Below are 19,563 nucleotides of genomic sequence, written 5' to 3'. Positions count from 1 at the left end.
TTTGTTTTTATTTCTGGCTATCTTTAGCCAAATAGTCACCCTATGAATAAATTTCTTTTAGCCATTTGTCTTTTACCACTGTCTTACACAAGCATTGGGCAAGAACTAACCGGTTCTCAATTACTTGAAAGAACGATCGCCTATCATGACCCCAATGGAGCTTGGGAAACTTTCGATGGGACTTTTCTGGTTACCATGGAAACGCCCAAGAGCGCCAATCGGGATAGCGAAATACATATCAACTTAAAGGAGGAGTATTTTCAGGTAACTGCTACCCGAGATACTGTAACCACTTCCTATACGCTATCTAAAGACGACTGTACGATTCGATTGAATGGAAAAACGGATCTTTCAGAATCCACCCTCAAAGAGCATAACCTAAGTTGCGAGAGAGGTCGCCTCTACAAAGATTATTATACTTATCTCTATGGATTGCCCATGAAGTTAAAAGACCCTGGCACGAACATAAACCCTATAGTGGAGTTAATAAACTTTAAGGGAAAAGACTATTTGGTACTTGAGGCGACCTACGATGAAGGCGTAGGAAAGGATGTTTGGTATTTCTATTTTGACCCAAACACCTATGCTATGGAAATATACCAATTCTTTAAAGGGGACCCCGAAGGAGAAGGAAAGGACACAGGCGAATATATCTTACTTTCTGAAGAAGCCATTGTACAGGGCATAAAAATGCCAAAAATAAGGGCTTGGTATTACAATAAGGATCATGAGTATCTGGGCACGGATATACTAAAATGAGCATAAAAAAGGGAAGCCAATGGCCTCCCTTTTTTTCATTTTAACACTTAAAAGTTGACTCTTTTTAAGAGTCTAATTAAGAACCACACATGAGGCAATCCTCGTCGTCTTCGGCATCACGGGACTTTTCTAATAGGTCTCGCAATTCCTTAGCGGTTAAAGGTTTGTCATTTGCTGCAGAAGTAGCTTCCACTTTGGCTTCAGCCATCATTGCAGGTGCTGCAACTGCTGCTTCGGGCTCTTTCTTGGCATCGTTCTTTAGGGTGAACTTAATGGCATCTACGGCACTTTTGGTACGTAGATAATACATTCCCGTTTTCAATCCGCTTTTCCAGGCGTAGAAATGCATCGATGTTAGCTTAGCCATATTGGCATTCTCCATAAAGAGGTTTAAGGATTGGGATTGGTCTATAAAGTACCCTCTGTGACGAGACATATCGATAATATCTTTCATGCTCAATTCCCAAACCGTTTTATATAGGTCTTTCAACTCCTGTGGAATAACGTCCACTTGCTGAATAGATCCATTGGCGCGCATGATCTCTTCTTTTAGATCATCGTTCCATAATCCTAAATTCACCAAGTCTTCCAATAGGTGTTTGTTCACTACAATGAACTCACCCGAAAGTACCCGGCGTGTGTATATATTTGAAGTATAAGGCTCGAATGCCTCATTATTACCTAGTATTTGAGAGGTAGAAGCAGTTGGCATAGGCGCTACCAATAGGGAGTTTCGCACCCCATGTTTTTTGACATCCTTGCGCAACTTGCCCCAATCCCAGCGTCCACTCAACTCTTCATCCTTAATATTCCACAGGTTATGCTGGAACAAGCCTTCGGATATTGGCGATCCCTTGTAAGACTCATACGCTCCATCTACTTTGGCCTCTTCCATGGAAGCGGTTACCGCAGCAAAATAAAGTGTCTCAAATATCTCTTGGTTCAGTTTCTTCGCCTCGTCACTTGTAAAAGGTAAACGTAGCATAATGAACGTATCTGCCAATCCCTGAACACCCAATCCTACCGGACGGTGACGGAAATTGGAATTCTCCGCTTCTTTTACCGGATAATAGTTACGATCGATCACTCGGTTCAAGTTCTTGGTCACTCGCTTGGTTACCTTGAACAGTTCCTTGTGATCGAACTGCCCATTTTTCACAAACATGGGCAAAGCAATAGAAGCCAAGTTACAAACAGCTACCTCGTCTGGAGAAGTGTACTCCAAAATCTCGGTACAAAGGTTCGAAGAACGAATGGTTCCCAAGTTCTTCTGGTTACTCTTGCGGTTTGCCGCATCCTTATATAACATATAAGGCGTTCCCGTTTCTATCTGGGATTCTAAAATCTTCTCCCAAAGTTCACGAGCTTTTATTGTTTTTCGACCTTTATCTTCGGCTTCATACTTTAGATACATTTCTTCAAATTCCTCACTGTGCGCATCGAATAGCCCTGGGCATTCATTAGGGCACATCAAGGTCCAATCTCCATCTTCCTGTACTCGTTTCATGAACAAATCCGGTATCCACATGGCATAGAATAAGTCACGGGCGCGCATTTCTTCCTTTCCATGGTTTTTCTTCAAATCCAAGAAATCGAAAATATCTGCATGCCACGGCTCTACGTAAATGGCAAAACTTCCTTTGCGCTTTCCACCACCTTGGTCTACATAACGTGCTGTGTCATTAAACACACGTAACATGGGAACAATTCCATTGGATGTTCCGTTGGTTCCTGCAATATAGGATCCCGTCGCTCTAATATTATGTATAGATAACCCAATTCCTCCTGCCGACTGGGAAATTTTGGCAGTTTGTTTTAGGGTATCATAAATTCCATCAATACTATCATCCTTCATGGTAAGAAGGAAACAGGAAGACATTTGTGGTTTTGGTGTTCCACTATTGAAAAGGGTCGGTGTCGCATGAGTAAAGAACTTCTTCGACATTAACTCATACGTCTCCTTGGCCGCAGCCAAATCATTTAAGTGGATCCCGATAGACACCCTCATGAGCATGTGCTGAGGCCGCTCAGCAATTTGCCCATTCAATTTTAACAAGTAGGAACGTTCCAATGTTTTGAATCCGAAGTAATCGTACCCAAAATCACGATTATAGATAATGGTAGAGTCCAATTCGTCGGCATTCTCTTCAATAATTTTATACACCTCATCACTTAAAAGTGGGGCCGGTTTTCCGGTACGTGGATTTACATACTCGTATAAATCCTTCATTACTTCCGAAAAGGTCTTTTTGGTGTTTTTGTGCAGGTTGGATACGGAAATCCTTGCTGCTAATTTTGCATAATCTGGATGCGTAACGGTCATGGTGGCTGCTATTTCTGCCGCCAAAGTATCCAACTCACTTGTGGTTACCCCATCGTACAACCCTTCAATAACGCGCATGGCTACTTTTACGGGATCCACTAGTGGATTTAATCCGTAACATAATTTTCGAACCCTGGAGGTGATCTTGTCGAACATCACTGGTTCTTTGCGGCCGTCTCTTTTAACTACGTTCATACTTCTTAAGGTGTGTGTTAGTGTTTTTCAAAAAAAATCCTGTTTGCACGGTTTTAGGCCGTACATTCTTGAATATTTTAAAATAAAATCCGCCGTTTGGGGAGCCAGCGGAAGTATATTTAAAAGTCTGCGTCGAAACTTATTTTGTTCGACTCTTTGTCCTTGTTGGTTACACCGGCTTTTTGGTATTCTGAAACTCGCTTTTCAAAGAAGTTGGTCTTTCCTTGAAGTGAGATCATATCCATAAAGTCAAATGGATTGCTGGTGTTATACTCTTTGTCACAACCCAATTCAACGAGTAGGCGGTCGGTAACAAATTCCAAGTATTGCGTCATTAGGTTTGCATTCATCCCTATTAAACTTACAGGCAATGATTCTGTAATGAATTCCCTTTCAATGTTCAAGGCATCTACTATGATCCCACGGATACGTTCCTTGGGTACTTTGTTCACCAAATGGTGATTGTGCAAATGCACAGCAAAGTCACAGTGTACTCCTTCATCTCTGGAAATTAGTTCGTTAGAGAATGTTAATCCAGGCATTAAACCACGTTTTTTCAACCAGAAGATAGAACAGAATGCTCCAGAGAAGAAAATCCCTTCTACTGCTGCAAAAGCGATTAATCGTTCTGCAAAACTTGGGCTATCTATCCACTTTAGTGCCCAATCTGCCTTTTTCTTAATGGCAGGAAAATTTTCAATAGCGTTAAACAACTGGTCTTTTTCCTTATCATCTTTCACATAGGTGTCAATAAGTAGCGAATAGGTCTCGCTATGAATATTCTCCATCATGATCTGGAAACCATAAAAGAACTTTGCTTCCGAATATTGAACTTCGTTTACAAAATTCTCTGCAAGGTTTTCATTCACGATACCATCACTGGCTGCAAAAAATGCCAAAATGTGTTTAATGAAATAGCGCTCGTCATCATTTAGCTTGTTGGTCCAATCGGTTAAATCCTGGTGCAGATCTATTTCTTCTGCGGTCCAGAAACTTGCTTCCGATTTTTTGTACCAATCCCAAATATCGTGATGTTGAATTGGGAAAATTACAAATCGGTCTTTGTTTTCTGCTAAAATGGGTTCTACTGCGCTCATGTCCTTCGTTTAAATTTTTCTGGATTAATTTCTCATTACTAGGGACTAACAAATATGAAAAAAATAGGAAGGAATTTTAAAAAAATCCGTGTTGGGTTTTCAACAAAGTTTTCAACACGACAACATATTGATTGTTATTATAATTATGTTAATTTTTGTATTTAAAATATTGATTTTCAGTTATTTAAAGTGTTTTGTTGAAGGTTATGAACAATGAAGAATTTTCCCGTTGATAACCCCAGCGGATGTCCATTCCACAGGTGCTGAACCACTTTTTCATAACGTTTTGGTAACACCAATTTTCAACAAAAATCTCACGAAAAAAAATTGAAAATTCTTCTAAAAAAGAATATTGAAACAAAAAAACCGAAGGGTTTTCCTTCGGTTATCTATTTCTTCCGGGCAAATTTCTATCCAAGCTTCCCCGGATCCAAATCTTTAATGGCATCCCAAGTAGCATCCACATCCATATTCATGCCCGTAACATTAAAGTAGAACCTTTCATCCTGCATAAATTGAATGACACTACGATTGTTGTTTTTGTGGTATTCCTCGACCGCTTTAACACCTTTTCGTTTTATGGTTCTTCTCGTCTTGTATTCTGTTTCCTCCTCGAAATCCTGAGAAAACATAATTCGCATAGCAGCCGTCGCATTGGCACCCATTTCGCCAGCACCGTCAATAATCTGAATCTTAAATTGTTGCGATTTATCCTCTGAGGCATAGGTTGCCTCCACACTTGCCAGGTTCATATAAGAGCCCTGTCCTGCCTTATACTTGATTCGCTTCATCCCCTTTATTTCATCGGGCAACCAATCCTTGAATTCCTCATTGGTGAGCGGAGTTAACTCCCTGAGCTTTTGGATATCCTCCTGCATTTCATTAATCTCCTTAAAGGCTTCTTGGGTATTGGATACATTTTGACGGGTTTCCTTTATTTTTTCGGAAACGGGATTGTCCTTGCAGGCTACAAAAAGCACCAGTACAAAGATGGCGTGTACTACTTTTTTCATTTTAATTTAAGTTTGATTGAAATTCGTAGCCGTAAGGTAATGATATTCAATAAGATAAAAACAGGGAAAAGACGGTATTTTTAAGGGGAATTTTACTACAGGTCTTTTGCGATCTTCTCGAGCTCACCGTACCAATGCACTCCAAATTTTCGGATTAGGGCATCCTTTACGAATTTATAAACGGGCACTTTTAATTCTTTACCCAAGGTACACGCATCATTGCAAATGGGCCACTTATGGTAATTCACGGCGGCAAACTCACTATATTCCTGTACGCGAACGGGGTACAAATGGCATGAAATGGGTTTTCTAAAATCAATTTCCCCTGCATTATAAGCATCTTCTATACCGCAGCCCGCTATTCCCTCGTCGGAAAAAGTGACGTATGCACATTCTTTTCCATTTACCAAAGGGGTTTCCAACTCACCAAGATCGGAAACGATATGTGTCCCTTGCTTTTCAATAGCTTCAATTCCTTCCTTTCTGAGGAACGGTTTAACCTTAGGGTAAATCTCACTAAGTATGGCCACCTCGTCTTTTGAAACTGGAGCTCCTGCCTCACCAGCAATACAACATTCTCCTTTACAGGCCCCAAGATTGCATACAAACTCCTTTTCGAGCAGATCCTCAGATACGATGGTTTTCCCCAATTGAAACATGCCGCAAATATACTTCCTTTATAAAGAAATCCAGACCAAGCATTACGATAAAAGTTTAGTATTAATAGGTCACTTTGGAGTTTTTATTGATTAATTTTGCACCCTAAACAACCTAGGTTATGAATTTTAATTTCAAAGAAATAGCCACAGCCACCATGGTCCTATTCGCGGTAATAGATATCGTGGGCAGCATTCCAATTATTATATCCCTACGCGAAAAATCGGGTAAAATTAAAAGCGGGCGTGCCAGTATCATTGCTGCGGTCGTACTCACCATGTTTCTTTTCGTGGGAGAGGAGATCTTAAATTTGATTGGTATTAATGTGAATGAATTTGCAGTAGCAGGTGCTTTTATCCTCTTTTTCATTGCCATTGAGATGATCCTCGGAATTGCTCTTTTCAAACAGAGTGAAGAAAGCCTTTCAACAGCCACAGTGTTCCCAATTGCGTTCCCCATAGTAGCCGGCCCGGGAAGCTTAACCACTTTACTATCCCTTAAAGCGGAATATACTACCGAAAATATCATCTTGGCGATCATCATCAATATTATAATCGTGTACATCGTACTTAAGACATCGGCCAAACTTCAAAAGTTTTTGGGGAAAAACGGGATTGGTATTATTGAAAAGGTATTTGGGGTAATTCTCCTTGCCATTGCCGTAAAACTATTCACTTCCAATATTCAAGAATTATTCACATAACCCTAATATGTCATCCTCATGAAAATATTCACCTATATATTGATACTCATCGGAGTTGGGTTAATCGTTCTAAACATCACCAAACTAGAATTCTCCAATCTTTTGGAAGGTGATAGCGGAACAGCGGTTATTGGAATTTTGGCTGCCTCTTGCGCCATCTTGCTTGCCCTTATCCTAAGGACTTCGCTAAAAATAAAAAACAGGAAAAGGTAATTGCTAGAGCTCTGAAGGATTTGCTTCTAGTTCCAATATTTTCGTAATCATAGGGTCGTCTAGGTTCAAAAAGTATTCGTACGCATTGGGGCCAAACAATTGTTGCGCAATATTTGCTTTTAGGGACTGCCTAAGTTCTTTCTCGTAGCCACTTATATCTATCTGAGCCTCTTCCAAACGTGCATAGGCAATAAAATCCTCTGCCAGGGCTTCATCGACCTCATAGGAATCTGCAAACTCCTTAAGGGAAATTCCTTCGAAGTCATCACGATTGGCTTCTAAATATTCGAAAATGAAATAGCTCATGAAACCGTTGCGGGTTACATATTCTAAGGTTTCATTCTCTACGCTGGTATCTTTAGGCACGAATATGTCGGGGATAATTCCTCCACCTCCATAGACAACCTTTCCTTTTGGGGTAACAAATTTCAGTGAATCTGCTACTTTAATACTGTCGGAACTTCGCATTTCCCCGTTTCTATACCTATTTTCATAATCGCGATAGTAATCGCCGTTTCCATTTCCGTAGGGACGCTGAATAGATCGTCCCGTAGGCGTATAATAACGTGCAATGGTAAGTCTAACCGCGCTACCATCGCCCAGAGCCATTTCACGTTGCACCAACCCTTTTCCAAAAGAGCGCCGTCCCACAATGAGCCCCTTGTCGTTATCCTGCAATGCCCCTGCCACAATTTCACTAGCGGAAGCAGAATTTTCATTGATTAACACATACAATTTGCCTTCTTCGAAGTCACCTTTACGGGTTGCATACGTTCTATTTTCATCCCCGTTTTTGTTACGGGTAATCAACACGAGTTTATCATCTTCCAGGAATTCATCCAACATACGTTCTGCAGCTGAAATATATCCTCCAGGGTTGTCCCTTAAATCTAAAACCAATGTCGACATGCCTTCATCTTCTAAATCATCTAACGCAGTCTTGAACTCGTTGAAAGTAGTTTCGGAAAAGCGGTTTACCTTTATATAGCCCACATCATCAGACAATTTATAAGATGCATCCACACTAACAATAGGTACACGTCGTCGCTTCAGCGTAAAATCCAATAGCTCCTCTTCCCCTTTTCTATATACCTTGAGCTTTACCTTGCTATTAATGGCCCCTTTTAGATATTTCGAGATACTATCGCGATTCATGTCTTCCCCAAAAAGCTGTTTGTCATCGGCATAAAGGATTCGATCGCCTCCTTTTATCCCTGATCTAGCCGCCGGACCTCCTTCAATGGCTCTAATAACCGCAATAGAGTCGTTATAGGGATAAAAGCTTACGCCAATTCCCACAAAGTTTCCTCGCATATCATCGGCATTATCCTCATATTGATCTACGGGAATATAAACAGAATGGGGATCCAGGTTTTCCAATATACCATTAACCGTAACATCTACGATACTATCTGTATTAACCTCATCCACATACTCATAGTCTATATAATCTATAAGACGGTTCAGCTTGTCCTTTTTGGAATTCGTGGCAAATATCTTCTCGTTGCTATCGTTGAAGTTTAATTTAGACCCAAGAAAGACTCCAAATATTAGAGCTATCCCAAGAAATAAAGGCATGTATTTTTTCACGTTCCCCATTTAATCCAATTCCGGTATGTGTGTTATTTCAACGCCGGCTTTCCTTAAAAATTTCAATCCACTATCGTCTTTGTATTCCTGCAAATACACCAAACGGGATATCCCGGCCTGATGAATTAGCTTACTGCATTGCTGGCAAGGTGACATGGTGATATACAACGTTGCGCCCCTGCATGATTGTGTTGAAGAGGCTACTTTAGAAATGGCATTCGCCTCGGCATGCAATACATACCATTTAGTATATCCTTCTTCATCTTCGCAGATGTTCTCGAAACCCGTGGGAGTTCCGTTATAACCATCGCTGATTATCATTTTATCCTTTACGATAAGAGCTCCTACTTGTTTGCGTTTGCAATAGGAAAGCTTACTCCATTCGGCTGCCATTCGCAGGTAAGCCACATCGTATTGTCTTTGTTTATTACTTGTCATATAGTAAGTAAGCGAATTTAGCAGTTAGTTACAGCCCAGCAAAGTGACTGGGTGTTAAATGTTTCAGAAATATTCCAGACAGCGTTCTACCGTCATATAGCCGCTTACCAAGACAATGATCGCAGATACAACTACCACCACAATTGATTTTCTAACCTTCAATAGCGAAAAGAAGGCACCTACTAAAAGTACGCCGATTACAATGAGTATTTGTGCGAGCTCAATTCCTAGGGCAAAGGAGAGCAAAGGGGTAAATCCCCCTTCATCGTTTATTTGATTGTAATAACGGCCAAAACCAAAACCATGGATGAGCCCGAACAGCAAGGTAGATCCCCAAAGAACCCAATTATTGCCATGGGCAGACACATTCTTCCAGGAAGTATAAAGCACATAGGCTGCGGTTGCGAAAATGGTGGCCGGGATTAATATTTCTATGATGCCAGCGCTTATGGGCAATATCCCTTTGCTTGCAAGATACAGCGACAGGGTATGTCCTAGGGTAAAGAAGGTAACCAAACCTAAAAGCCGTTTCCAATCCTTAATCTGAAATGTAATCGCCAGTGCAATAAGGAACAGTGCATGGTCATACCCCTGGAGATCGAGCACATGCTCCAGTCCCAATTTGAAATATAAACTAAAATCGTTCATAATGAATAAATGATAAGATTGATGAAATACGAGGCCCCAAAATAGCCAAACTGGAAGGAATTTCATAACTTTAAGAGAGAGTTTCATAAACTCCCCCCTAAATTGGAAGAGAACTTAACACTCCAATAAATCAAAGGAGGTCAAGTAGGATGAAAAACCGTTCGTTTTCAAGATTTCTTTAGAATTCAAGGTTAGATTATATGGCATTAAAAAACTGATCCCTATAGGTATTTCCTATTGTTAGTTGTTTATCGCCCACCTCCACGTAGTCCGATCCGTATGCTTTAATATTTGGGAGGGATACGATAAAGGATTTATGAATTCTAACAAAATCATTATTGGGAAGGGACTTCTCCAAATCCATGAGCCTATGGTACACCACATATTGAGAACCTATGGTATGAATAATTACATAATTGCTTAATCCTTCTATGTACAAAATGTCCTTGTAATATAGCTTTACATTTTTCCTGTCAACCTTAAAATACTCATATTCGGCTGAATCATTTTTCTTGTTTTTTAAAGAGATCTTATTGACCGCTTTTAAAAACCTTTCAAAAGAAAACGGTTTAAGAAGATAATCCACGGCATTCATGTCATAGCTCTCTAAGGCAAACTCCCGGTAAGCGGTAGTAAATATCACATTAGGGGCTTCATCCAGTGTTTTCAAGAAACTAATCCCAGTTATTTTGGGCATTTCGATATCCAAAAACATGATATCTATACGTTGCTCTTTGAGCACAATCACGGCTTCCATGGCATTGTCGCAAACACCAACTAAAACTAATCCCGGAGCATCATTTATATAACCCTTTAGGATATTCTGAGCGATAGGCTCATCGTCAACTATTAAACAGTTAATACTCATTCTCTAACCTATTTATTTGCAGTTTTACCAAAAAAGTATCACCCAAGTCCTTAGCTTCAAATTCTTTATTATCTGAATATATAAGATCCAATCTTCTGGAAACATTTGTTAACCCTAGCCCCCCCATGTTTTTAACCAAGTGATTTTTTGGAATTGTATTCTGAATCGTAAAAAGAAGTTTAGACCCTTCTACCTGTATTTCAATATGTATCCAACCCTTTCCAACTTCATCCTTTACACCATGCTTGAAAGCATTTTCCACCAACGGGATTAGGATTAGTGGCGGAATTTTAAGACCCTCAACATCTCCTTTTTTATCAAAAAGAATATCAACCCGTTTGCCAAAACGCTCCTTCTCTAAATCGATTATATTTTCTATCAATTCTATTTCTTTCTCCAAATCGACCCATTTGGTATTGACATCGTACAAAGTGTAACTCAGAATATTTGAGAGTTTAAGGATTAAGCTCGGTGTTTTATTGGACTTGCCCAATGCTAAGCCATAAATACTATTCAAGCTGTTGAACAAGAAGTGAGGATTTGTTTGGGCTTTTAGGAATTTTAATTCGGCTTCCTTTTTTTCCTGTCTCAAGGCTTCGGCTTCTTTTTTACTGTTAAACCAATTTACAAACAGTTTAAACCCTGTGGTGAAGGCTACTGGGGAAACAATGATTAACATCGCCTGAAATAATCTTGAAATATTAAAAGGTTCAATTCTACCACTCATCCATTGCGGGAAAAATTCCGGATAGCCCCAGTACAGCACGAAGAACCTATGAAAGACACCTACTATAATTAAGAGTCCAAATAGGGTTAAAAAATATATTACCAGCTTATTCTTGTATAAATAACGAGGGATTAAAACAAACCAATTGAAATACACAGCCATCAATCTGGATGGAAGAAAAAGGAGTTCGAAAATAATAGCTTCCATTAAATTCTCCCGGTAACTCCACTCAGATATTGCGAATGATGCCATTATAATAATCCAAAATAGCACATGATAGGTTATGTGTTTGATATTGTAAGCCATATTTTCAAAAGTATTACATTTTGACGAAGCCCCTCAATCATATTATCCCTACTCACTATTATCTTATGTGTACAACAACTTCCTATGAATTAACGCCAAAAATACTCGAAGACCCCTATAGTATTTACATAACCAAAATCAGGTTATACATAGCTTTATTTCTAGTATAGATAAAAAAAATCGGGCGGTACTATTCAATAATATCTTTATTCAAAATAGTTGACAATGTCTAAGTTTTTGAGTTTACTTATTTCGTTTCTAATGTGCCATTCCCTTGTTTTTTCCCAAAATGAAAAACAAAAAATCAACAACAGTTTCATTGCCTTTGCAATTGCGGAAAAAGATTTACTTCCCGAAAGCATTGCCTACGACCCCGTACATCGTGATTTTTTTATGGGCAGTACTAGGAAGGGGAAGGTCATCAAAATTTCCGAAGATGGAACAAGTTCCGAATATATAACTCCAAAATCAAATGGCCTCTGGATGACCGTTGGCTTGAAAATAGATGCGCAACGCAGGGTCCTCTGGGTGTGCAGTTCTGGTGGGGAAAACTTAGAAGGCTACAATCTAAAAGATGATTCGGAAGGCAGACCCGCTGGAGTGTTTAAGTACGACCTGGATTCTGGTAAACTCATTAATAAGTTTACACTCGAAGATAAGGGAGGTATACATTTTTTCAATGACCTGGTCATCGCGAAGAATGGCGACGTCTATATCACCCATATGTTTAAGGAGCACGCCATTTATAAAATTTCAAGTTCCAATAACACGCTTCAGAAGTACAATACCTCCAGTATTGTTAAATACCCCAATGGAATTACGCTATCCAATGATGAATCTAAGTTATATATAGCCCACGCCGAGGGCATTGCTTATATAGAATTAAAGAATGGCATAGCAAAGGAAGTGAAAGTCCCTTCAAACTTGAAAATCAAACACCGAGAGAGCATCGATGGCCTATACTTCTACAAGAACTCCTTAATAGGCGTGCAGTCGGACATAGGGACAATACAACAATTTCATTTAAATGAAGCCAAGGATGAAATTGTTTCAACAGAATTATTGGAAGTTAATCACCCTATGATGGATCACCCTACTACGGGTGAAATTATTAACGATCATTTCTATTATATAGCTAATGCTCAATTTGGCAGCTTCAGTGAGGATGGTAGTTTATATCCTATGGAACAGTTATATGAGCCCATAATATTAAAAGTAAAATTAAAGTGACAAAAATCCCAACTTTAAATGTAACATGGCTCATTCGTTATTGGCTCGGAATAATGATGATTTCGCATAGTTACGCCCCCTTACTCTTTGATGGAGTAAGTGATTTTTCGAGTTATCTGGAATCATTGGGTATTCCCTATCCCATCGTAATGGCTTATGTGGCAAAACTAGCAGAATTGGTCGGTGGTTTTATGCTTTTGGTAAATTATAAGTCTCGATTCTTTGCCAGCATTATAATGGCTGTCATGCTAGTTGCCACATTTGTAGCTCACAAAGGGCTAATTCTAACTGAAGGAGAACTTGCTTTTAATTATCTACTATTGGCAACGATCCTATTCTTTAACCCACATATACCTTTTAGAATTTTTAAGAAGTGAAAAATAAAAAGCCTTTCATATCTGTCGTGGTATCCATACTATTTCTTTGTCTTGTTCCGGGGATTTCGCTCGGTCAATCAAAAATAGCTATCGTTAATACAACGGTTATCCCAATGGATTCCAGTACTGTTCTAGAAAATCAAACCATCCTCATAGAAAATAATGAGATTGTAGCTCTAGACGCGTCTTCCAATATCACTTTACCAGCAACTGCAAAAATTATAGATGGTACAGGTAAATTCTTATTGCCTGGCTTCATCAATATGTACACCCATGTTAATGAAAGCAACCTAATGCTGTATCTGGCAACAGGGCAAACTACCGTTAGGGATTTACCCAGTCATATTAACGTTCTTGGTTTAAGGGAAGATATCAAAAAAGGGGAAATTGTTGGGCCGAACATACTGGCATACGGGCTTCGGGCTACTGGTGCTCCAGCCCCTTACCATACACAACAGCCCATATTTACAGTCGAACAAGGCAAGGAGCAGGTTAGGGAGGCCAAAAGATTGGGCTATGACGGTATGTTTATTTATGCCACTTGCAAACCTGAAACTTACAATGTCATTTTGGATGAGGCCGAAAAACTGAATTTTCCCATAAGCGGGCATTTCCCAATTTTTATTGATGAAGATGAAGTAATGAACAGCAAACAAATGGAGTTTGACAACTTAACTGGGTTGACTAGAAGAGGAGAATTAACCGTCGACAAGAGTAGGCTAATCCAAGCTTTAAAAAAGCATAACAAAGCCATTACCCCATCATTGGCAGTACATCATAGCTGGTCCATAGCACACAAGGAAGATAGCCTATACAACAGCCCAAACATGGACTATGTCCCCAACAAACTAAGGATAAATTGGAGGCCAGACGAAACCCCTTCAAGCGCTTCATCAAACTACAACTACAAGAACGTAGAAAAGCTTATTAAGGAGTTAAGTGATAACAACATTCAATTGTTCTTGGGAAGTGATGGTGGATACCCATTAATAATTCCGGGTTTTGCCTATTTAGATGAAATGGAATTATTCTCTAAGGCGGGTATAGACAATTTTAAAATTTTAAAATATGCCACTGTCGATGCGGCAAAATTTTTAAAACTGGAAAACCGTGGAACCATTGAAATTGGAAATATGGCCGACATTGTTTTATTGGATAACAATCCTCTGAAGGATATGGAGAATGTGAAAGGTATTTTCGGTGTAATGGTGGGTGGCAAATGGCTGGACAGGGAATATTTAAACGAACAATTGAAGTTGTTGAGAGCAGAAAATAATTCAACAAAAAACCGTTTCGAAAGCTGGAAAGAATACTTGGCGAAAAAGGAAACTTCGAGTGAGCTGGAATACACTTTTTATAACAAGGATACTGAAGTTGGCGGTCAGAAGATCATTATAGACACCCTAGGGAATAGACGTTTGGGGATAACATCGGTTATGATTTCCGATGCTCCAGATTATCGCGAAACCTACAGCTACCAATCGGTAAATAGAAAGAGGATAGACTCTTTATACATTCTAAACAAGGGTAGTGAAGGTATTACGGAGGCTACATTGGTGAGAGAGGGCGATTCCATTTTTATCGATGGAAAATCCCCGTTTCATGGTAGCTTTAATTACGCAAAATTTGCGCCGCCCGGCACTCAATTATGGAGTCCATTTACATCTCGATACTTTGAGCTAGAAAACATGCTCAGCTATTATTCGGCGGTTGGATTTTCACGGCGGTTGGAAACGAATGAATCCGAACAGTTCAATGTTTATCAAATTGAGCTCAACTCCGAAGAATTTGGAGATTCATATATATTGGATGAAGCCGTAACCACATTGTTCAAGATAGGTGAAAATGATTATAGGTTAATCTATCCTGGTTTCTCAGGGTTTTCCAATCGGACAAGCCTGCCCTTTTCAATAAGCATAACAACAAATGAAGATAATATTCCAATAGAGGTATCTAACGGGGATTTGTCGATTAAACAAAAAAAGCAATAGCATTATGGATAGAAGAACAATTATCAAGAACTCTGCCCTTGGCATATTAGGGTTATCACTACCTAACATGCTCAAAGCAGCCAATGTAAACCCACCAAGTCTGTTCGTTACAAGCAAAAACAATGATATCCCAAAGCACTGGCCTAACATTGACCCAGAGATTGTTTCGGAAGTTGTGGGAAAATCCCATTTCAACTTAGAAAGAGTCAAAGAACTAGTAGATGCTAGACCGGAATTGGCAAGGTCCGTTTGGGAATGGCGATTCGGTGATTTTGAGTCTGCCATAGGTGCAGCATCCCATGTAGGTAGAAGGGACATAGCACTTTACCTTATGAGCAAAGGGGCTAGGCCTTCCATTTTTACTTTTGCTATGCTGGGAGCATATGAGGCCGTCACGTCAATGATTGAATTCTCCCCAGGTATCCAAACAACAATGGGTCCGCATGGCATTAGTCTTCTTGATCATGCCCATTATGGAAAGCGCATGAAAGACAAAATGACCTCAAAAGAATTGGACAATGTAAAAAGAACCATTGACTACTTGGAATCTTTAGGAAACGCAGGAGGAGAAAAATATATCGAAGAAACCAAAGAAGAACAGGCAAAATTCCTAGGGGATTATAAATACGGTGATGGGGAAAAGGACGGGTTTACAATCGCCCTGAACATGAGGGAAATAATGGCTCTTGGCCCCATTGGTGGTTTCGGTGGTGCCCTACGTAAAATTCGGGATAACTATTATACCTATAACGGCGCTCCCTCGGTTCATGTGACATTCGATATGGATAAGGACAAAGTAAGGTCCTTAACACTATCAGATCCCGATATTACTATAACCGCAAAGAAAATGCACTAATGACGTCATGAATACAAAAGCTATTTTCACAATAGTATTGGCAATAATTGGAGGAGAAATCGCTCTTATTTTATTCGCCACGCTAGCTCAAGAGGTCCTGTTTAATGGAATAAGGTATACTACTGCTACGAATTTAGAGCTCTTATTTGGAGGGATGGCAACATTTGTTGCGGCAATGTTAGCAGGAATGGTTGCAAGGTTAATCAGTAAAAAATACAATTTTGCAGTGCCTTTGGGCATATCTCTTCTCATAACTGCAGAAACCAGTTACCTTATTTCTGTAAACTTCACAAATGACCCAATTTGGTTTGATATTATGGGCGGTTTCTCCCTCATTCTAGGTGTTTGGTTGGGGTACTCGCTTAAAGAATTTCTGTTTAGGAATAAACCAAATTTAATCTGAACCAACCGAAATTAACAATCTTAAATCGAATATAAAGTGAATAAAACAATAATGACTTTTGTGACCGTGCTATTTTCAATTTGTGCTTTCACACAAGAAAATGACCTTCAACATTTTGTAAATGAATTTGAAAATGAAGTGGGTGTTTGGATTACGGATAATTCTGAATACCAAAATGAAAATGAACCCTACGAACAATACGCTGTAGAATGGAAATGGGGTTTGGGGAAAAAGAGTTTGATCGGTAGATTGTATGGCATTAAAGGTGGCAAGGACATTGGAAATTTCTGGCAATTCAGAAAATATTTCGATCCATCCATTACCAAAGTTATAGTACTTCAATTTGGATCAGACGGTAGCTTTGGAAAAGGAGAACTGACACATCTTAGCGACAATGAAATAAAGCTAGAGCAAACTTTTACCAATCCCGATGGCTCCACTTACAAGATTGGGCATAAAACAACATATTTAGATCAAAATAAACACATAGGGAAATCTTTTATTATCGATGAGGAAAATAATTGGGTTGCCAACAGAACCTATACCTGGATTAGACAGCAGGAATAATTTGGTAGTACTTAATCGATAGGGATTTGCATTATTGATAGTGCATTACACATAAATAAGTCTACAATTAGCCTAAAAGTTTAAATCGGTTCAGTTAAAGGAGTTAATTTGGAGTGTAATCAAAAAAGAAATTTGACATGAAAAAAGTATTAATTGTAGCATTACTGGTATTTTCATTTTCAGCCAGTCTAAGTTGTTCTCCAGAACCTTTAGATTCTAATGAAGAGTTATATGGCCCTGGGATTGAACCTATGGGTGCAGACAAAGGCCCCGTGGTCGATCCGTATGGTTAATTATAAAAGCACGTTTCACATTCGTTCATAGTTTTGATGAACACGATCATTAAAGGGCATGAATCATTAAAACCAATATGCTAGTTTTAGCACCAATCCTCTGTTCTTACTATTCAAGGTTTCGGGATAATAATTATCCGAATACACAATGAATAAATCGGACATTGGGGCATAACGCCACTGAAATCTACTGTTGATATTTACATTATCATTCTGGGTATTATACTGTACAAATGTTGTCCAAAACATCTTATTCGAGAATGAAATTTCTGATGTAAGTCCAGCCAAATGAAAATCTTGGCTGTCTAAATTCTCAGGAAGATTCACATCATTGTAGTTGTAATTCAAGCTAAAATTGCCCCATGGTTGAATCCTATAATTAGCTTCGGCCTCAAAAAAGGTTCTTTTGCCATTGAAAAACTCCCCATGGGTTGCGCCCATTCTTCCAGAGAACTTTTTCCTAGGGTTGAATCTATACCAAAACCCATACCTGTTGTACGTGTAGTCGTCTTTTGGAAAAGGGATGTCTCCAACTATAAACGAGTCGAAGGGTAAATTGTCCCTATCTTGGGTAAACTTTACTTCGAGTGCACTTTGATTCTTAAAATTCACAAAGTAAAACAGACCCGCAAACATGGCGTTTAATGAACCGTCGATATTTAAAATGGATGTGGTCGATATCCTTGGGCCATGAAGATTTATAGGGGATGATTCTTTTTGAGGAAAAAAATCGTAAACCAACAAATACGCTAATTGATAAAAACCTTTCCTTACAATGGTATCACTTGCAGCATCATAGTTCTCAAGCCTTGGGACAAAACCAACATCGGTCAGGTAATTTTGCCCCACCCTATGACCCGACACCCGGGTTAATAGCCTTTTTGTCTGAAACCTTAATGTAGATGTAAAATAGGCTTCTTCATCCAAATCACCCGGATTAAAAGATTTATGCCCCCCTACATTAGCGCTCCACTTACCCTTGCTATCTACGAAGTTATATTCCATAGCAAATACCCTATTGTAGGCATTTTCAGATGGATTCTCTTTAGACGATGTTGCCTGTCTATTCACAAGCATAGCATCCAAAGTGGATCGATTTCCAATTCTCTGCGACAGGGATGAAACAAAGTAATTTTGCGGATTTATCCCATCCTCACTACCTGTTTGAATATCCATTACTCCAATACGTAGTTTTTTATTCAGGTTTCCAGATAATCTTGCTCCAAAATTAATGGGCACGTTTAGCCCGATACGTCTCGAGAAAAATGGGTTGATCGATCCTATGCCAAACGAATTGAATAGGTCACTGTTCTCCAGAAAAAAACCTCTTCTTTCAGGAAAGAATAAAGGGAACCTAGTTAGGTTTATTTGTTGTTGGTCAACATCTACCGTCGAGAAATCCGGATTCACGGTCAAGTCAAGGTTCAAAGCAGGACCAAGCCCAACCTTGGCATCCACCCCAAAGTCCAACCCATAATCCGCTTTTTCGCTGTTTTCAAAATCCCTATTTGCCGAACCCAATACATAGGGCAGAACATTGATTTTGCCTTTCTTTACTTTGGGTGGATTCTCAGGCCATGTCATTTCACCTGTGTAGCCTAGGTTTATGGTATTGAAGTTCAAAGGCACTCTATTCCAGGAAGAAAAGTAATTGTTCTTCATATCATTACGAACAAAATTCAACCCCCAAGTGGTATTACTGGAATCATATCGCAGAGTCCTGAAGGGAATGGCCATTTCTACGTACCACATATTTTGACCATAAGTGATTTCTGAAAACCATTTATTATCCCAATTTTCGTTAATGAAGGATTCGTTACCGCTTACACTTATTAATCCTTCGAATTGAGCACCGCCGGCATTTACACCAAAAAAGAAACCATTCGTTTTTTGATTAAATGGGTCCAAAACGATGGCTATTCCATCACTTCCGAAATGTTCGTCATCTTTATCCCTTTTTAGGGTTTGAATTATATGATCATTAGAAATGTCGAAACATATAATACCTACGTATAGGAAATCTTCATCAAATGCTAGCTTTACTTCCGTCTGAACTTGGGCCACACCCTCATCATTAGGCCACTGGTTCAGAAACTCATCAGTCGCTTCAACCTGCGACCAAGTTACTTCGTTCAGTACGCCATCAATAACTATTCTTTCTTGTGTTTTGCCAACCGTTATACTTTTTTGAGAAAATGCAATGAAGGAAGTAAATACGAATGCGATAGTAAAAAGTTGTTGTAACATGTTTTTACTATAAAAATGGAAGGAATATCAAATGCGCTTCTACTTTTTACACTAAGTATCTG

20 protein-coding genes are annotated in these 19,563 nt (G+C 39.2%); 10 read left to right on the top strand and 10 right to left on the bottom strand.

The genetic code is table 11. The annotated features are described in order from the left end of the window. Positions 1 to 42: 42 nt before the first annotated feature. Positions 43 to 759 (top strand): DUF6503 family protein, encoded by a 717-nt coding sequence (locus AC6JAD_RS08285; protein ID WP_461304772.1) that lies wholly within the window; start codon positions 43 to 45, stop codon positions 757 to 759. A 76-nt stretch (positions 760 to 835) separates the two neighbouring features. Here the strand turns inward: AC6JAD_RS08285 and AC6JAD_RS08280 are convergent, their stop codons facing one another. The 4 genes from AC6JAD_RS08280 to AC6JAD_RS08265 form a co-directional block, all read right to left on the bottom strand. Then, a complete protein-coding gene (locus tag AC6JAD_RS08280; protein WP_461304771.1) occupies positions 836 to 3,277 on the bottom strand; it encodes a ribonucleoside-diphosphate reductase subunit alpha in 2,442 nt (813 codons plus the stop codon). Positions 3,278 to 3,396: 119 nt separating this feature from the next. Then, positions 3,397 to 4,374, bottom strand: coding sequence for a ribonucleotide-diphosphate reductase subunit beta (locus tag AC6JAD_RS08275; RefSeq protein WP_461304770.1), 978 nt, complete (start codon positions 4,372 to 4,374; stop codon positions 3,397 to 3,399). A 410-nt stretch (positions 4,375 to 4,784) separates the two neighbouring features. Then, positions 4,785 to 5,387, bottom strand: a complete 603-nt coding sequence (locus AC6JAD_RS08270) for a hypothetical protein (RefSeq protein ID WP_461304769.1) — start codon at positions 5,385 to 5,387, stop codon at positions 4,785 to 4,787. Positions 5,388 to 5,482: 95 nt separating this feature from the next. After that, a complete protein-coding gene (locus AC6JAD_RS08265; protein ID WP_461304768.1) occupies positions 5,483 to 6,046 on the bottom strand; it encodes a DUF3109 family protein in 564 nt (187 codons plus the stop codon). A gap of 119 nt (positions 6,047 to 6,165) precedes the next feature. Here AC6JAD_RS08265 and AC6JAD_RS08260 point away from each other — a divergent pair, with 119 nt between their 5' ends. Beyond that, positions 6,166 to 6,747, top strand: a complete 582-nt coding sequence (locus AC6JAD_RS08260) for a MarC family protein (RefSeq protein WP_461304767.1) — start codon at positions 6,166 to 6,168, stop codon at positions 6,745 to 6,747. Positions 6,748 to 6,765: 18 nt separating this feature from the next. Beyond that, a complete protein-coding gene (locus AC6JAD_RS08255; RefSeq protein ID WP_461304766.1) occupies positions 6,766 to 6,960 on the top strand; it encodes a hypothetical protein in 195 nt (64 codons plus the stop codon). Between the two features lie 3 nt (positions 6,961 to 6,963). Here AC6JAD_RS08255 and AC6JAD_RS08250 read toward each other — a convergent pair whose 3' ends face one another. The 5 genes from AC6JAD_RS08250 to AC6JAD_RS08230 form a co-directional block, all read right to left on the bottom strand. Continuing rightward, positions 6,964 to 8,559, bottom strand: a complete 1,596-nt coding sequence (locus tag AC6JAD_RS08250; protein WP_497866266.1) for a S41 family peptidase — start codon at positions 8,557 to 8,559, stop codon at positions 6,964 to 6,966. After that, entirely contained in the window at positions 8,560 to 8,988 is a 429-nt protein-coding gene (locus tag AC6JAD_RS08245) for a deoxycytidylate deaminase (protein WP_461304764.1), read from the bottom strand. It lies immediately after the preceding gene. 63 nt (positions 8,989 to 9,051) lie between these two features. Further along, positions 9,052 to 9,702, bottom strand: a complete 651-nt coding sequence (locus AC6JAD_RS08240) for a HupE/UreJ family protein (protein WP_461304763.1) — start codon at positions 9,700 to 9,702, stop codon at positions 9,052 to 9,054. A 130-nt stretch (positions 9,703 to 9,832) separates the two neighbouring features. Continuing rightward, entirely contained in the window at positions 9,833 to 10,504 is a 672-nt protein-coding gene (locus AC6JAD_RS08235) for a LytR/AlgR family response regulator transcription factor (protein WP_461304762.1), read from the bottom strand. Continuing rightward, on the bottom strand, positions 10,494 to 11,537 hold the full coding sequence (locus AC6JAD_RS08230; protein WP_461304761.1) for a sensor histidine kinase: 1,044 nt from the start codon (positions 11,535 to 11,537) through the stop codon (positions 10,494 to 10,496). Before AC6JAD_RS08230 ends, AC6JAD_RS08235 begins: the two co-directional genes overlap by 11 nt. Positions 11,538 to 11,762: 225 nt before the next feature. Here AC6JAD_RS08230 and AC6JAD_RS08225 point away from each other — a divergent pair, with 225 nt between their 5' ends. The 7 genes from AC6JAD_RS08225 to AC6JAD_RS08195 all read left to right on the top strand — a co-directional run bounded on the left by AC6JAD_RS08225 (position 11,763) and on the right by AC6JAD_RS08195 (position 17,254). Then, entirely contained in the window at positions 11,763 to 12,767 is a 1,005-nt protein-coding gene (locus AC6JAD_RS08225; RefSeq protein ID WP_461304760.1) for an SMP-30/gluconolactonase/LRE family protein, read from the top strand. After that, positions 12,764 to 13,144: a DoxX family protein gene (locus AC6JAD_RS08220; RefSeq protein WP_461304759.1), complete on the top strand. Its 381-nt coding sequence runs from the start codon at positions 12,764 to 12,766 to the stop codon at positions 13,142 to 13,144. The genes AC6JAD_RS08225 and AC6JAD_RS08220 overlap by 4 nt, the downstream gene beginning before the upstream one ends. A 113-nt stretch (positions 13,145 to 13,257) precedes the next feature. Beyond that, the gene (locus AC6JAD_RS08215) at positions 13,258 to 15,135 is read left to right on the top strand and encodes an amidohydrolase family protein (protein WP_461304758.1); all 1,878 of its coding nucleotides are present in this window, start codon (positions 13,258 to 13,260) and stop codon (positions 15,133 to 15,135) included. A gap of 4 nt (positions 15,136 to 15,139) precedes the next feature. Next, positions 15,140 to 15,991, top strand: coding sequence for a hypothetical protein (locus tag AC6JAD_RS08210; protein WP_461304757.1), 852 nt, complete (start codon positions 15,140 to 15,142; stop codon positions 15,989 to 15,991). 7 nt (positions 15,992 to 15,998) lie between these two features. Beyond that, a complete protein-coding gene (locus tag AC6JAD_RS08205; RefSeq protein WP_461304756.1) occupies positions 15,999 to 16,394 on the top strand; it encodes a hypothetical protein in 396 nt (131 codons plus the stop codon). Positions 16,395 to 16,430: 36 nt separating this feature from the next. Continuing rightward, positions 16,431 to 16,961, top strand: a complete 531-nt coding sequence (locus tag AC6JAD_RS08200) for a hypothetical protein (protein WP_461304755.1) — start codon at positions 16,431 to 16,433, stop codon at positions 16,959 to 16,961. A gap of 137 nt (positions 16,962 to 17,098) precedes the next feature. Next, positions 17,099 to 17,254: a hypothetical protein gene (locus AC6JAD_RS08195; RefSeq protein WP_461304754.1), complete on the top strand. Its 156-nt coding sequence runs from the start codon at positions 17,099 to 17,101 to the stop codon at positions 17,252 to 17,254. Between the two features lie 66 nt (positions 17,255 to 17,320). Here AC6JAD_RS08195 and AC6JAD_RS08190 read toward each other — a convergent pair whose 3' ends face one another. Further along, on the bottom strand, positions 17,321 to 19,501 hold the full coding sequence (locus AC6JAD_RS08190; protein WP_461304753.1) for a DUF5916 domain-containing protein: 2,181 nt from the start codon (positions 19,499 to 19,501) through the stop codon (positions 17,321 to 17,323). Positions 19,502 to 19,563: the final 62 nt, after the last annotated feature.

This window comes from Aureisphaera sp. (assembly GCF_059726885.1).
Note: the sequence above shows the minus strand (reverse complement) of the source record. Positions and strands in the feature narration are given on the sequence as shown.

Bases quoted from the DNA above. Each gene is read 5' to 3' on its own strand.
- AC6JAD_RS08285 (WP_461304772.1), top strand. From the start codon at position 43: ATGAATAAATTTCTTTTAGCCATTTGTCTTTTACCACTGTCTTACACA.
- AC6JAD_RS08280 (WP_461304771.1), bottom strand. From the start codon at position 3,277: ATGAACGTAGTTAAAAGAGACGGCCGCAAAGAACCAGTGATGTTCGAC.
- AC6JAD_RS08275 (WP_461304770.1), bottom strand. From the start codon at position 4,374: ATGAGCGCAGTAGAACCCATTTTAGCAGAAAACAAAGACCGATTTGTA.
- AC6JAD_RS08270 (WP_461304769.1), bottom strand. From the start codon at position 5,387: ATGAAAAAAGTAGTACACGCCATCTTTGTACTGGTGCTTTTTGTAGCC.
- AC6JAD_RS08265 (WP_461304768.1), bottom strand. From the start codon at position 6,046: ATGTTTCAATTGGGGAAAACCATCGTATCTGAGGATCTGCTCGAAAAG.
- AC6JAD_RS08260 (WP_461304767.1), top strand. From the start codon at position 6,166: ATGAATTTTAATTTCAAAGAAATAGCCACAGCCACCATGGTCCTATTC.
- AC6JAD_RS08255 (WP_461304766.1), top strand. From the start codon at position 6,766: ATGAAAATATTCACCTATATATTGATACTCATCGGAGTTGGGTTAATC.
- AC6JAD_RS08250 (WP_497866266.1), bottom strand. From the start codon at position 8,559: ATGGGGAACGTGAAAAAATACATGCCTTTATTTCTTGGGATAGCTCTA.
- AC6JAD_RS08245 (WP_461304764.1), bottom strand. From the start codon at position 8,988: ATGACAAGTAATAAACAAAGACAATACGATGTGGCTTACCTGCGAATG.
- AC6JAD_RS08240 (WP_461304763.1), bottom strand. From the start codon at position 9,702: ATGAAATTCCTTCCAGTTTGGCTATTTTGGGGCCTCGTATTTCATCAA.
- AC6JAD_RS08235 (WP_461304762.1), bottom strand. From the start codon at position 10,504: ATGAGTATTAACTGTTTAATAGTTGACGATGAGCCTATCGCTCAGAAT.
- AC6JAD_RS08230 (WP_461304761.1), bottom strand. From the start codon at position 11,537: ATGGCTTACAATATCAAACACATAACCTATCATGTGCTATTTTGGATT.
- AC6JAD_RS08225 (WP_461304760.1), top strand. From the start codon at position 11,763: ATGTCTAAGTTTTTGAGTTTACTTATTTCGTTTCTAATGTGCCATTCC.
- AC6JAD_RS08215 (WP_461304758.1), top strand. From the start codon at position 13,258: ATGGATTCCAGTACTGTTCTAGAAAATCAAACCATCCTCATAGAAAAT.
- AC6JAD_RS08210 (WP_461304757.1), top strand. From the start codon at position 15,140: ATGGATAGAAGAACAATTATCAAGAACTCTGCCCTTGGCATATTAGGG.
- AC6JAD_RS08205 (WP_461304756.1), top strand. From the start codon at position 15,999: ATGAATACAAAAGCTATTTTCACAATAGTATTGGCAATAATTGGAGGA.
- AC6JAD_RS08195 (WP_461304754.1), top strand. From the start codon at position 17,099: ATGAAAAAAGTATTAATTGTAGCATTACTGGTATTTTCATTTTCAGCC.
- AC6JAD_RS08190 (WP_461304753.1), bottom strand. From the start codon at position 19,501: ATGTTACAACAACTTTTTACTATCGCATTCGTATTTACTTCCTTCATT.